At 56.6% G+C, this 11951-nt stretch carries 15 protein-coding genes and 1 pseudogene; 8 read left to right on the top strand and 8 right to left on the bottom strand.

Features of this window, described 5'->3' with window-relative positions:
* Positions 1–88 precede the first annotated feature (88 nt).
* On the top strand, positions 89–706 hold the full coding sequence (locus ACR0NE_RS20935; protein WP_170407931.1) for an SCO family protein: 618 nt from the start codon (positions 89–91) through the stop codon (positions 704–706).
* Positions 707–793: 87 nt separating this feature from the next.
* Complete coding sequence (locus ACR0NE_RS20930) at positions 794–1348, top strand: ActR/PrrA/RegA family redox response regulator transcription factor (protein WP_039542641.1); 555 nt, start codon at positions 794–796, stop codon at positions 1346–1348.
* Between the two features lie 48 nt (positions 1349–1396).
* Here ACR0NE_RS20930 and ACR0NE_RS20925 read toward each other — a convergent pair whose 3' ends face one another.
* From ACR0NE_RS20925 to ACR0NE_RS20915, 3 genes are all read right to left on the bottom strand, one after another.
* On the bottom strand, positions 1397–2362 hold the full coding sequence (locus tag ACR0NE_RS20925) for a glycosyltransferase family 2 protein (RefSeq protein WP_170594952.1): 966 nt from the start codon (positions 2360–2362) through the stop codon (positions 1397–1399).
* Positions 2363–2415: 53 nt separating this feature from the next.
* Complete coding sequence (locus ACR0NE_RS20920) at positions 2416–3240, bottom strand: FkbM family methyltransferase (protein WP_170397875.1); 825 nt, start codon at positions 3238–3240, stop codon at positions 2416–2418.
* A 74-nt stretch (positions 3241–3314) separates the two neighbouring features.
* A complete protein-coding gene (locus ACR0NE_RS20915; protein ID WP_170594954.1) occupies positions 3315–3908 on the bottom strand; it encodes an HD domain-containing protein in 594 nt (197 codons plus the stop codon).
* Between the two features lie 206 nt (positions 3909–4114).
* On the opposite strand from ACR0NE_RS20915, the gene ACR0NE_RS20910 reads away from it, so the two are divergent.
* From ACR0NE_RS20910 to ACR0NE_RS20900, 3 genes are all read left to right on the top strand, one after another.
* On the top strand, positions 4115–4429 hold the full coding sequence (locus ACR0NE_RS20910) for a hypothetical protein (RefSeq protein WP_170397881.1): 315 nt from the start codon (positions 4115–4117) through the stop codon (positions 4427–4429).
* Positions 4430–4532: 103 nt separating this feature from the next.
* On the top strand, positions 4533–5921 hold the full coding sequence (gene ahcY / locus ACR0NE_RS20905; protein ID WP_170566592.1) for an adenosylhomocysteinase: 1389 nt from the start codon (positions 4533–4535) through the stop codon (positions 5919–5921).
* Between the two features lie 13 nt (positions 5922–5934).
* Positions 5935–6684 (top strand): extensin family protein, encoded by a 750-nt coding sequence (locus tag ACR0NE_RS20900; RefSeq protein WP_170594957.1) that lies wholly within the window; start codon positions 5935–5937, stop codon positions 6682–6684.
* A gap of 4 nt (positions 6685–6688) precedes the next feature.
* On the opposite strand, the gene ACR0NE_RS20895 is transcribed toward ACR0NE_RS20900, so the two are convergent.
* Positions 6689–7336, bottom strand: coding sequence for a DUF899 family protein (locus ACR0NE_RS20895; RefSeq protein ID WP_170425381.1), 648 nt, complete (start codon positions 7334–7336; stop codon positions 6689–6691).
* Positions 7337–7527: 191 nt separating this feature from the next.
* On the opposite strand from ACR0NE_RS20895, the gene ACR0NE_RS20890 reads away from it, so the two are divergent.
* On the top strand, positions 7528–7869 hold the full coding sequence (locus tag ACR0NE_RS20890) for a DUF2853 family protein (protein ID WP_170397892.1): 342 nt from the start codon (positions 7528–7530) through the stop codon (positions 7867–7869).
* Between the two features lie 222 nt (positions 7870–8091).
* Here the strand turns inward: ACR0NE_RS20890 and ACR0NE_RS20885 are convergent, their stop codons facing one another.
* The 4 genes from ACR0NE_RS20885 to tsaD are packed head-to-tail and all read right to left on the bottom strand — an operon-like array spanning position 8092 to position 10841.
* A complete protein-coding gene (locus tag ACR0NE_RS20885) occupies positions 8092–8514 on the bottom strand; it encodes an EVE domain-containing protein (protein ID WP_170397911.1) in 423 nt (140 codons plus the stop codon).
* Positions 8514–8783: a YciI family protein gene (locus ACR0NE_RS20880; protein ID WP_170425387.1), complete on the bottom strand. Its 270-nt coding sequence runs from the start codon at positions 8781–8783 to the stop codon at positions 8514–8516. Before ACR0NE_RS20880 ends, ACR0NE_RS20885 begins: the two co-directional genes overlap by 1 nt.
* 1 nt (position 8784) lies before the next feature.
* Complete coding sequence (locus ACR0NE_RS20875; protein WP_170594960.1) at positions 8785–9747, bottom strand: NAD(P)H-dependent glycerol-3-phosphate dehydrogenase; 963 nt, start codon at positions 9745–9747, stop codon at positions 8785–8787.
* Positions 9744–10841: a tRNA (adenosine(37)-N6)-threonylcarbamoyltransferase complex transferase subunit TsaD gene (gene tsaD / locus ACR0NE_RS20870; RefSeq protein WP_170594963.1), complete on the bottom strand. Its 1098-nt coding sequence runs from the start codon at positions 10839–10841 to the stop codon at positions 9744–9746. Before tsaD ends, ACR0NE_RS20875 begins: the two co-directional genes overlap by 4 nt.
* 97 nt (positions 10842–10938) lie before the next feature.
* Between tsaD and ACR0NE_RS20865 the strand changes: the two genes are divergently transcribed.
* Positions 10939–11652, top strand: a complete 714-nt coding sequence (locus tag ACR0NE_RS20865; RefSeq protein WP_170407952.1) for a uroporphyrinogen-III synthase — start codon at positions 10939–10941, stop codon at positions 11650–11652.
* Between the two features lie 54 nt (positions 11653–11706).
* Positions 11707–11951, top strand: a pseudogene (locus tag ACR0NE_RS20860) (hypothetical protein); the annotation flags it as partial.

The raw sequence follows: 11951 nt of genomic DNA, 5'->3' as shown, positions 1-11951 counted from the left end.
CGATTATGTCCTATTGCGTCGGTCCGACATGTTGATAGGTGTCCCGGCAGAATCGATCAACATCCCCTTTCGTATCAGGATACGCGCCATGGTTCGTCTTTATGCTATTCTCGCAACTGTTGTTCTTGCAATTGGTCTTGGCGCAATGTGGCTGCTGACGCGAGGCGGCGCGGACGACAAATACGCGCAGTGCCGCTCGTCTCAGATTGCGGGTGGGAGCGCCGCAATCGGCGGACCGTTCGAACTGCTTAACGCCAATGGTGAGACAGTAACCGACAAGGATGTGATCACCGAGCCCACGCTTGTCTACTTCGGTTATACCTTCTGCCCGGATGTTTGCCCCTTTGACATGTCGCGCAATGTCGACACGATCGATTTGCTGGCCGAGCGCGGTCAGTCGGTGACGCCGTTGTTCATCTCGATAGACCCGGATCGCGATACCCCCGAGGTCGTGGGCGATTTCGCGTTCAACCTGCATGAACGCGTGATTGGCCTGACCGGATCGCCCGAGCAGATCAAGGCGGCCAGCAAGGCGTACAAGACCTATTACAAGGCCCAAGACAAAAGCGATGAGTATTATTTGGTCGACCACTCGACCTTTACCTATCTGATGACGCCCGAGGACGGGTTTCTGGAATTTTTCAAACGCGATGAAACGGCCGAGCAGATGGCGGACAAGATTGGCTGCTTCCTTGATCAGGCCTGATCCTCAACAGTCGGTTTGACCTTTGGAATGGCGCTGCTATTACTCATGTTTAAGCCAAGAGGCATGAAATAGCGGAAAGACCCACATATGGCAGACAGTTCCCAGCTTGAAATCGGCCCCGACAAATCGCTGCTGCTGGTAGATGATGACGAGCCGTTTCTGAGACGTCTGGCCAAGGCCATGGAAAAACGCGGATTCGAGGTTGAAACCGCGGGTTCCGTCGCCGCAGGCCGCGCCATTTCCACAGCCCGCCCACCTGCCTATGCCGTGGTCGATCTGCGACTTGAAGATGGCAATGGGCTGGACGTGGTTGAAGTGCTGCGCGAAAAACGCCCCGACAGCCGGGTTGTGGTTCTGACCGGTTATGGCGCCATCGCCACCGCCGTTGCGGCGGTCAAAATTGGTGCAACCGACTATTTGTCCAAACCCGCCGACGCCACTGACATCACCAACGCTCTGTTGGCCAAGGGCGACGAACTGCCCCCGCCGCCGGAAAACCCCATGAGCGCCGACCGCGTCCGCTGGGAACATATCCAACGCGTTTATGAGCTGTGCGACCGGAACGTCTCGGAAACCGCGCGCCGGTTGAACATGCACCGCCGGACGTTGCAGCGGATTCTGGCGAAGCGCAGTCCAAGATAGACCCGTAGACTTAATAGCATGTATTCTCCGGGCCGTTCCAAACGACTTTCAGGGCGCGGGTTGAGCCTGAGTTTGAAGCCTCAGCGCGTAATTCTTAAGGCAGGCAGAGTGCGCGCACCCAACCTCAGGCAATAACAGCAACTTATCAACCTTTGCCTGCAGCCTACCGCCCATCGCCAGCATTCGATCATCCACGACGCTGTTCTGGTTGTACTTATTCCAATACCTTTCACGAAACCGGCTGGACCGGTTGGGTGCATCTGTCGCTTTCGTGCCTTGCCCGCGCTGCCGCTTGAGCGCGAAGCTGTCTCGCGTTTTCACCGGGTAGTGAATGACAGCAGCCCAATCGTGTGTAGACAGATGCTCTGGCGCGGCACCCAGCGCATGTCTTCGTCGCAATCCCGAACGATACATGTGTTCGTGCATCGGCAGGCCCGCAGCATTTACAAATTGCGATCCATCGTTTCGAAAGTCCGGTCGCAAGTAGGGCCGGTGCAGGCCAAACCCCCGTATTTTATCAGACTTTCGAAAAAGCGTTTTGAAGTAGCGATGCAAGTTATGATCTGTATCGGCACGCTTTAGGAATCGTTGCGTGACCAGCCCCGGTTCCCACTTGTCGTTGCCCCCATTTCCGAAGATCAACCAATTCACGGCGATGCCCTCGGCGAAACCGGAACAGCGTTCGACGAGACCTGCGACCTGATTTTCATCGTTTGCACAGAAAAGAAACTCATCGCTATCAAGCCACATCAGCCAATCGGCATCGTTAAGCGAAGGATGCGCATAGGCCGTTTCTGCCGCTGTATGCTGTGGTACTTGCCCGGGTTTCAGACCTTGCAGAACATGGGAAATAACCCCGTTATCATCCAGCGCATCAAGCAGCTCGGCGGTGCCGTCTGTCGAGTCATTGCTGTAAATCAGAATAGGATCAAACCCGACCAGCAGATGATACGCGACCCACTCAAGTATAAACGGCCCTTCATCCTTGGCGCAGGAGAACAACCCGACCTTCATATCGGCTTGGCCTGAGTTGGTTTGATCATGATCGCGATTCTTCCTTGCACGGCCTATCTTCTGAAGATGATATTACGTTGAGTTTGAAAGGCATTTTCATAGCCACGATCAGAAAGTGAGGCAAACAGGCGTTCGGCGCTATCACCAAGATTCACGGTTTCCAGCTGTAGATATTGGGGAAGCGCTGCATCTTCTGCGCTTTCAAGAAAAGGCATAAGAATGTTCGGCTCGTGCCCTTCAACATCAAGCTTGGCAAAATCGGCATCATGCAGATGTGTAAGCTCAAGCAGTGTTCGGGTCTGCACCTCAATCGTATCGTATTTTGATAGCTCCAGATACGCTGGGTCGTTTGCCAAGCGCGCCTGACCAAGATTGGTGGCCGTGTCGCCCCGCTTTTCTATAATAAGTGTCGCCTCACCAGTTTCGCCCGCGATCGCGAAAGTGTTCAGCTCCACGTTGCCAAATCCGTTCAGAGAGCAATTATTGCTGAGGCGTTCGGCCAGTGTCGGATTAGGCTCAAACGCATGAATCCGGGAGTCCGGGCTAAGAATTGACGACAAGAAAAGTGAATACAGACCAAAATTTGCCCCGATATCCAAAACCTTGAGAGTCTTCCCCGCAAAGCTTTCTTTCAGCCAATTCAGCTCAAGCTCTTCCGGAGACCGGCCCTTCTGCCAAAGAGAGAATTCGCTGAAATTGTCATACGGGTGCAGGTGGATTCGAATGCCCCGGTAGGCGATCAACTGTGGCAGCAGTGACTTTCGGATCAGATTGCGCACCCGCCCTCGGCCGGTCAGATTGTACGCTTCACGTAAACACGCGTTGGCATATTCCATCTGCGCGTTCGTGACCGGTATCTGGCTGTCTGCGTCGCTCATCTGAACCTGCGTCCGATTATGGTCTTGTTTTAGCGGAAAATTAGCATAGGCCGAGCTGCTGATCTATTGGCGACCTAAATGCTGCCCAACAATTCCTGATGCCGCGCGGTATAGGCCTGCCGCACCTCAATCGGGGGACGCAGTTTGATCTGCAACCCCTTTAATATTGCCTTGTCCGGACGACCAAAGAACTTTGATGCTTCGGTATCAGAAAAACCCGCGATCTGCGTCGCCTCCATCCAGGCGCTGATCTTGTCCGCCTTCTTGATCTGGCGTTTCACTGTTATTGGTACCACGGCGGGCAACCCGAAACGTATATGAATCGCAGCAGCCAGCCGGTCGTCTAAATCACCATAATCCGGGCCAACGGCGGATTTCACCGGAGAGATCATGTCACCAATCACATATTCGGGGGCATCGTGTAACAGTGCCGCCAACCGCCATTTCGTCGGTGCATTTGGTGCGATGCGGCCAAAAAGCTCTTCCACCAGCAAGGAATGCTCGGCCACGGAATAAGCAAAATCCCCGTTGGTCTGACCGTTCCACCGCGCCACAAAGGCCAGCCCGTGCGCGATATCTTCGATCTCGATATCCACGGGTGTCGGGTCCAGCAAATCCAGCCGACGGCCCGACAGCATTCTTTGCCACGCTCTGGGTTGTGTTGCCATTTTACCATGCCTTGTGAACTGGGACACGTTCAATTCGCGTTCTTGTGGTATGATGTATCTGTCTGGATCACATGCTGCCAACAATTTCTTGAGCATTCGTGCTTTGAACCTGCGCGACACGATCCCGACATCAAGGACTGAGGGGGGTGCTGACTCCTCCCAGTTGCGCCCTCTCGAAACGAAACTCGTATCGAAAGGAGCTTGCTATGTTCAAGCGTTTGTTTGCAATAACCCTGACCTTCGGAATGGCCGCAACCGCGCCACCTGCCTTTGCCCAGAACTGCGCAGAGCGCGAGCACGTGATTACCAAACTGCAAGACAATTACTCCGAGGAATTAACCTTTGGCGGTCTTCAGAAATCACGTGGCGGGCAGACGGTCATGGAGGTTTGGACCTCGAAGGAAACGGGAAGTTATACCGTTTTGGTGACCCAGGCGAACGGCATGAGTTGTATTGTCGCCGTTGGCACTGATTTTTTTGAAGCGATCCCCAAAATCAAGGCAGAGGGTACGCCAAGCTGATATTTTGTCACCAGACTTCCTGTTTCCGGCCATCCACATTGCCTCCTGTCCCAAGGAATGCTAGGGGCAGCCCGGACCAAGATTTACCGGAGTGGAGAACCTGATGGCCGGGGACTATATCGTTAAGGACATTTCGCTGGCCGGGTTTGGCCGCAAGGAACTGGATATCGCTGAAACGGAAATGCCGGGGCTGATGTCCCTGCGCGCCGAATATGGCGAAAGCAAGCCGCTGAAAGGCGCGCGGATCGTCGGTTCGCTGCATATGACCATCCAAACCGCCGTTCTGATCGAAACGCTGGTGGCGCTGGGCGCTGATGTGCGCTGGGCGTCGTGCAACATCTTCTCAACGCAGGACCACGCGGCGGCGGCGATTGCCGAGGCTGGTATTCCCGTTTTCGCCATCAAGGGCCAGACGCTGGAAGAGCATTGGGATTACCTGGACAAATCCTTCCTGTTTGACGAAGGCCCGAACATGATCCTGGACGATGGCGGCGACGCGACGCTGTACATCCTGCTGGGTGCACGTGCCGAGGCAGGAGAGGACATTATCCCTGTTCCGGGTTCGGAAGAGGAAGAGGTGATCAAGAAGCAGATCGCCAAGCGTATGGCGGCTTCGCCGGGTTGGTTCACCAAGATGCGCGACCAGATTCAGGGCGTGTCCGAGGAAACCACCACCGGTGTGAACCGCCTGTATCAGCTGGTGAAAGATGGCCACCTGCCGTTCCCGGCGATCAACGTGAACGACTCGGTCACCAAGTCGAAGTTCGACAACAAATACGGCTGCAAGGAATCGCTGGTTGATGGCATCCGCCGCGCCACCGACACCATGATGGCCGGTAAGGTTGCGGTTGTGTGCGGCTATGGTGACGTGGGCAAAGGATCGGCGGCTTCGCTGCGTGGCGCAGGCGCCCGCGTGAAAGTGACCGAAGTCGATCCGATCTGCGCGCTGCAAGCGGCCATGGACGGGTTCGAAGTCACCCTGCTGGAAGACGAAGTCGCAAACGCGGATATCTTCATCACCACCACCGGCAACAAGGACGTGATCCGCATCGAGCACATGCGCGAGATGAAGGACATGGCCATCGTCGGTAACATCGGTCACTTCGACAACGAAATTCAGGTAGCCAGCCTGAAGAACCACAAGTGGACCAACATCAAAGAACAGGTGGACATGATCGAGATGCCCTCGGGCAACCGCATTATCCTGCTGTCCGAAGGCCGCCTGCTGAACCTCGGCAACGCCACCGGTCACCCCTCGTTCGTGATGTCGGCCTCGTTCACCAACCAAGTTCTGGCCCAGATCGAGCTGTTCACCAAGGGCGGTGAATACAAGAACGAAGTCTACATTTTGCCCAAGCATCTGGACGAAAAAGTTGCCCGTCTTCATCTGGACCGGATCGGCGTGAAGCTGACCCAGATGGACAGCGATCAGGCGGCCTATATCGGCGTGAAACCCGAAGGCCCCTATAAGCCGGAACACTACCGCTACTAAGTGCGAAAGACGCATGACCAAAGCTTCCAGACGCCGCCGAATCCTGCTTTCGGCGGCGTCTTTTCTTTTCGGCCTCTTAACGCTGTTGACCTTGTTGGGCGGCGGCGTTTGGTGGCTGCTTGCCCATCCCAATACGCCTGTACCCCCGCACTGGAACCCGCTGCGTGATCTGACCGTGACCGCGCCAGTGACTCCGGTCACTCCCTACCAGTTGAACCGCGCACTGGCGGATGACGCTTTATGCCGTGCAGCCTTGGCCGAGGCTGGAGCTCGGTTTGATCCGCTGGACGATCTGGTGGTGGACCAGAATTGCGGAATCGAGGGACGCGGCCGGTTGTCTGGTCTGGTGAACGCCCGCATCACTGCAGTCGAGACCCGGTGTGCCACAACTTTGCGGCTTGTCATGTGGGAACACCATGTTGTGCAACCCGCTGCGCAGCAACTACTGGGGACTTCCGTCAGCAGATTGCGTCAGATCGGCAGCTATAATTGCCGCCGGATGCGCACCGCGCAAGGACAAGACAATGGTTGGAGCAGTCACGCCACTGCGGACGCGATCGACATCGTCGGAATGGATCTCTCGGACGGGCGCAGCTTGAACCTGCTGGCTGACTGGGACGCTGACGGGCCCGAGGCCGATTTTCTGCGCCAGATATGGCGCGGAGCCTGTGACTGGTTCCGCGTGGTGCTTGGCCCTGACTACAACCGCTTACATGCCGATCACTTCCACCTGCAGGGGCCCGGCTGGGGCTACTGCCGATAGTACCTCAGCGTAGAGACGGGATAAAATCGCCGCGGCCCTGTGGCGTGAAATCCAGAACATTCCACAGTGGCCAAGCCGCATCCACGTGCCGGGGATGCCAATCGCTGGGTTCAAAGAACAGCTCGGAACTCCAGAAGTGATGAATGCCATCAGGGAGCTGTTGAAAGACATTCAGGATGGGAAGCTGATCACCCCCGTCGGTCTCGGCCAGATAGTCACGTTGGTAATTCGTCCCTAATGCTGAGTAGAGCGGCAGCGCATTCCAACCCATCTCATCCTTGAGCGCCGAGAGTTTTTCGGGCGTATTCTGCGCCACTACGGCGACCGAGGCGTTCTGCTTCAGATGATGAACCTGAGAGTTCAGCCCGTCCAGAAACGCCGAACACATAGGGCAGGGGCGTTCCGCGTCGGGTCCGTACATCAGCGAATAGATAATCAGCGTATCCTTATCGCCAAACAGCGACGACATAGGCGCACCCTCGCCTGCCAGATCTCGGAACGCATAATCGTTAGGGGTTTTGCCTCCGGTTGGAAGAGAACGGCGCAAGGCCGCGACCTCTTCAACCTTTGCTCTCAGGTCCCGCTCGGCGGATAGAAGTGCATTACGAGCTGACCGATATTCGGTGGTTTCATTCGGTAACGTTACGGGCATGGGGACCTCCGGGAATCATAATTAACAAAAATGTTAAATAATAAATCTGAAAAAATCAAATCACCGAGTCCCGCGAAGTTCAGCCTAGGGGGAAACCTTGTGATTTTTCCCTTTTGGGAATTCCGCCGACAAGGCTAGTCTCTCGTGCATCGGTAAAAAGTTCCGTGACAATGGATTAAGGAGATTGGGACATGGGCAAACGCGACGAATTGATCGCCAAATACGCTGAAGATCTAAAAGGCAAATGCGGGATGGACCCCGATATGGACCTGCTGACCAAGGTCACCATCGGTTGTGGTCCGGCGATCTATGACGCGGATGCGTCGACAGTGGCGGCCAGCCAGGAAGGCGAGCTTGAGACGGTCAAGAACAACTTCCTCATCAAAAAGCTGGGCCTGTCGGATGGTCCCGAACTGATGGAAGGGATCAACAAGGCCATGGAGACCTATGGCATGTCCGAGCGTAACAAGTACCGCGCTGTCGTCTATTACATGCTGACCAAGCATTTCGGCAAAGAATCGGTCTATAGCTGATCCAGCCAAGAACCATTTCAGCACCCGTCGGTCTTACCGGCGGGTGTTTTGTATTTGATTGAAACTCTAAACACTTGGCGTTTGAAGCGCGGTTCTGAAATCGGCTAAGGTCAGGATATGACCAGGACGGTCAGAACCAACAGATTTCCGTATGCGTGTGGTGAGCTTGGGAGCACGCGGGGTAGGGAAGGTTCTGAAGTCGTCAGGGCCTTCCCTTTTCATTCAATCCGCCTCTGTCTCGCCCAAAGCGCAGATCAACTGCCATTCTGTATCGCTGACCGGCTGCACTGAAAGGCGTGAATTCTTGACCAGAACCATTTCACCCAAACGCTCATCCGCCTTGATCTGATCCAGTTTGACCGGAATTGTGAAAGACCGGACGGCTTTGATATCCACGCATTCCCAACGCTCATCATCGGTTGTGCTGTCGGGATGGGCCTCGGCACAGACTTCGACAATGCCGACAATCTCCTTGTCCTTTTGCGAGTGGTAGAAAAAACCCCGGTCACCAATCTGCATCTGACGCATGAAATTGCGGGCCTGGTAGTTGCGCACCCCATCCCATTCCTCGCCCGCGTCCCCCTTGCCGACCTGCTGATCCCAGCTCCAAGTCGAGGGTTCGGATTTGAACAGCCAATATGCCATCAGCCGATGACCTTTTTCCACGGGATCAATTCAACCGAGTCGAACAGGCCGGCCAGCGCGTAGGGGTCATTCTCAGCCCAAGCTTGCGCGGCGGCCAGATCCTCGACGTTCAGAATGACCAGCGATCCGATCATTGCATCGCCGTCCAGCAACGGGCCAGCCTGCGCCACAACACCGGTTTCTTCAATGTAAGCCAGATGGGCCGTGCGGTTGTCCAGCCGGGTCTGTAGGGCACCAGCTTTATCCCGGGCGATCAGGGCGATGAGCATATTATTCCTCCTTGAGTGGGCGACCCAGCAGGGCCTGAATCGCGTCGGTGACACTGTAGGCACCGCTGCTGAGTTTCGCCACCGTTGCGCTGATGGGCATGTCTAACCCTTCGCTCGCTGCGATTTCGGACATGGCCTGCGCAGTGGCGACACCTTCGACGGTTGTGGTGCTGTCAAATGGCTTGCTTAGACCCAAACAAAGGCCAAAACGATAGTTTCGCGACAATTCGGATGAGCAGGTCAGCACCAGATCACCCAGCCCCGATAACCCCATCAGCGTATCGGGCCGTGCCCCGCGCTGGGCGCCAAAGCGCTGCATCTCAGAAAATCCACGTGTGATCAACGCAGCGCGGGCGCTGTCGCCAAGCCCGGCACCAATGGCCGCGCCGCAACCAATAGCCATCACATTCTTCAACGCTCCACCTAGCTCTGCCCCGACGGTATCGGCGGTACGATAAAGACGCAGATTGGCAGTTGTCAGCTCTTGCTGAAGCGCTTCACCCAGTTCGGCATCATCACAAGCCAGCGTCAACGCCGTAGGCAAACCGCGCGCGATATCATCGGCAAAGCTGGGGCCAGTCAGCAAGGCCGGAAGTGCGTCCGGAACGGTTTGACGGATGACTGCAACGGGACCCAGCCCCGTGGAAAGTTCGATCCCCTTGCAACAAGCCACCAAAACCTTGCCACTCAGTTCGTCGGAACATCGCGTCAACGCATCGCGCAGCTTTTGCATTGGGACGGCCAGTAACAACACATCGGATTGCGCCGCTTGTTCTAATTCAGCTGTCACTGAAACACTGGCGGGCAGTGTAACGCCAGGCAATCGTCGCGGGTTCTCGCGCCCGTGCTGCATCTGCGCTGCTTGCTCGACATCTCGTGACCAGAGAGTTACAGGCCCATTGCCCGCCAAAGATATCGCCAGAGCGGTTCCAAATGCGCCAGAACCAAGGACGGTCACGCTCATGCCTTAGCCCCCTTTTTGCCGCTACCCAGCATTGCAGGGCTGGTTTGATCCAAGGGCCAGCGGGGCCGCGCCGTCAGGTCCAACCCATCTCGTGCACCGGTGCGGAATCGTTCCATACCCGCATAGGCGATCATTGCGGCATTATCAGTGCACAAAGCCAGCGGAGGGGCAGTAAATCGGGCGCCCATTTCCGCAGAAACAGTCTCTAATGCTGAGCGAATAGCGGAATTTGCTGCGACACCTCCGGCAACGGCAATAACCGGTTCTGACGGTGATGTCTCAAGATACTGGGCAATCGCGCGGCGGGTTTTCTCAGCCAAGGTATCAACAATAGCCTGCTGAAAACCGGCACACAGATCAGCGCGATCTTGTCGGGTCAGCCCCCCTTTTTCGGCTACGACCTTATCCCGCATCCGCATCAGCGCGGTCTTGAGTCCCGAAAAAGACAGGTCACATCCGGGGCGATCCAGAAGGGGCCGGGGAAAGCGAAAACGTTTGGCATCACCCGCGCGCGCCTCAGCCTCGACCGAGGGGCCGCCGGGCTGGGGTAGGCCCAGCAGACGGGCGGTCTTGTCGAAGGCTTCACCGGGGGCATCGTCGATCGTCCCCCCAAGGCGGGTGAACTGTTCCGGTCCATGAGCGATGAGATATTGGCAGTGACCACCCGAGACCAGCAGCATCAGGTAGGGAAAAGCAATCTCGTCGGTCAGTCTTGGTGTCAGCGCGTGCCCGGCCAAATGGTTCACCCCGATCAGCGGCAACCCGGTTGCTGCGCTTAGGCCCTTTGCGCACATTACGCCGGATATTACGCCGCCAATTAAGCCGGGACCGGCGGTGACAGCGATAGCGTCCAGATCATCTAAGCCAATTTGGGCCTGTGTTAGAGCCTGTTTGATGCAAATATCCAGCTTTTCCGCATGCGCACGCGCTGCGATCTCAGGCACAACGCCACCATAGGCGCTGTGCAACTCAGTCTGGCCATGCACCACGGATGACAGGATCTCGGCCCCTACGCCTGTGCCCTGCCGCACAACGGCGGCTGCGGTATCGTCGCAGCTGCTTTCCAGTCCAAGGACGGTAAGTGATTGCACCATAGGCCTGATCCGTTGCATCATGATTGCCAAGCGGGGTATCACCCCGCGCGGATGCAAACAATCCCAAGGCCGAAGGCGCCGACCGTTGTATTTGTTGATGACCCGCCCTCGCGCCGCCTCGGACAGGTTCGTTGCGCAACTGCCGGACCACATTCGGTCGCAAGTCGCGGTTATCCATTCACCCTTGTTAAAAATCGAACCGCTGGGTGTCATGGTTGAGTCCGATGATTCTGCTGGACTGATCTTTTCCTCGGCAAATGGCGTGAATGCCGCCGCCGTATTGAATGTGGAACGCAGCCTGCCCGCCTATTGCGTTGGTCCGGTGACCACGCAGGCAGCGCAGGCAGCAGGGTGGGAAGCGCAGATGCTGGGTGCGACGGCCGAAGGGCTGGTGGCCAATCTGCTGAAACTCAAGCCAAACAGCCCGCTGCTACATCTGCGCGGAGAACACAGCCGTGGCAACGTGGCCGCGCGTTTGACTGAATCCGGGCTGACCACCCGAGAACAGCCGATTTATCGACAGCAACTTCTGCCGCTGAGTGATGAGGCTTCCCACGCCGCCGAGGGTGATCAGCCCATCATCGCCCCGCTATTTTCGCCCCGCACAGCGCGACAATTTGCCGATGTCTGGGCCGGATCCGCGCCTCTGTGGCTGGCCGCGATCAGCGAAGCCACGGCGGAACCCCTTAAAACACTGAGTTTCGAGCGGCTGAAGATCGCGGATGAACCGACCCCGGACAAAATGCAGAAAGCCGTGAAAAAACTCGTGAAACACGTGATGCGGGTTGAGAGCGCGCCGGGTGCAGATTAACTTGGGTTAGTCTGTTGTTCATGTGTTTTGGGAATCGATAAGGGGATTAACGCGGTGGCTGATAAGAAGAAACCCGATCAGGAACCGGTCGAAGACCCCAGCGTCGAAGAGGTGGCAGAGGCCGCCGAAACCGAAAGTGATGCAGTCTCGGATGAGAAATCCGTTGACGCGGATAACGCTGCGGACGAATTGACTTCCGAAGCCGAAGCCGAAGCCGAAGCCGAAGCCGAAGCCGAAGCCGAAGCCGAAGCCGAAGCCGAAGCCGAAGCCGAAGCCGAAGCCGAAGCCGAAGCCGAAGC

It is taken from the genome of Ruegeria sp. C9, from assembly GCF_056537585.1.
This window is presented reverse-complemented; position numbering and strand designations above follow the sequence as displayed.

Excerpts from the sequence above, each read along its gene's own strand:
- ACR0NE_RS20935 (WP_170407931.1), top strand. The coding sequence starts at position 89 with ATGGTTCGTCTTTATGCTATTCTCGCAACTGTTGTTCTTGCAATTGGT.
- ACR0NE_RS20930 (WP_039542641.1), top strand. The coding sequence starts at position 794 with ATGGCAGACAGTTCCCAGCTTGAAATCGGCCCCGACAAATCGCTGCTG.
- ACR0NE_RS20925 (WP_170594952.1), bottom strand. The coding sequence starts at position 2,362 with ATGAAGGTCGGGTTGTTCTCCTGCGCCAAGGATGAAGGGCCGTTTATA.
- ACR0NE_RS20920 (WP_170397875.1), bottom strand. The coding sequence starts at position 3,240 with ATGAGCGACGCAGACAGCCAGATACCGGTCACGAACGCGCAGATGGAA.
- ACR0NE_RS20915 (WP_170594954.1), bottom strand. The coding sequence starts at position 3,908 with ATGGCAACACAACCCAGAGCGTGGCAAAGAATGCTGTCGGGCCGTCGG.
- ACR0NE_RS20910 (WP_170397881.1), top strand. The coding sequence starts at position 4,115 with ATGTTCAAGCGTTTGTTTGCAATAACCCTGACCTTCGGAATGGCCGCA.
- ahcY (WP_170566592.1), top strand. The coding sequence starts at position 4,533 with ATGGCCGGGGACTATATCGTTAAGGACATTTCGCTGGCCGGGTTTGGC.
- ACR0NE_RS20900 (WP_170594957.1), top strand. The coding sequence starts at position 5,935 with ATGACCAAAGCTTCCAGACGCCGCCGAATCCTGCTTTCGGCGGCGTCT.
- ACR0NE_RS20895 (WP_170425381.1), bottom strand. The coding sequence starts at position 7,336 with ATGCCCGTAACGTTACCGAATGAAACCACCGAATATCGGTCAGCTCGT.
- ACR0NE_RS20890 (WP_170397892.1), top strand. The coding sequence starts at position 7,528 with ATGGGCAAACGCGACGAATTGATCGCCAAATACGCTGAAGATCTAAAA.
- ACR0NE_RS20885 (WP_170397911.1), bottom strand. The coding sequence starts at position 8,514 with ATGGCATATTGGCTGTTCAAATCCGAACCCTCGACTTGGAGCTGGGAT.
- ACR0NE_RS20880 (WP_170425387.1), bottom strand. The coding sequence starts at position 8,783 with ATGCTCATCGCCCTGATCGCCCGGGATAAAGCTGGTGCCCTACAGACC.
- ACR0NE_RS20875 (WP_170594960.1), bottom strand. The coding sequence starts at position 9,747 with ATGAGCGTGACCGTCCTTGGTTCTGGCGCATTTGGAACCGCTCTGGCG.
- tsaD (WP_170594963.1), bottom strand. The coding sequence starts at position 10,841 with ATGGTGCAATCACTTACCGTCCTTGGACTGGAAAGCAGCTGCGACGAT.
- ACR0NE_RS20865 (WP_170407952.1), top strand. The coding sequence starts at position 10,939 with ATGACCCGCCCTCGCGCCGCCTCGGACAGGTTCGTTGCGCAACTGCCG.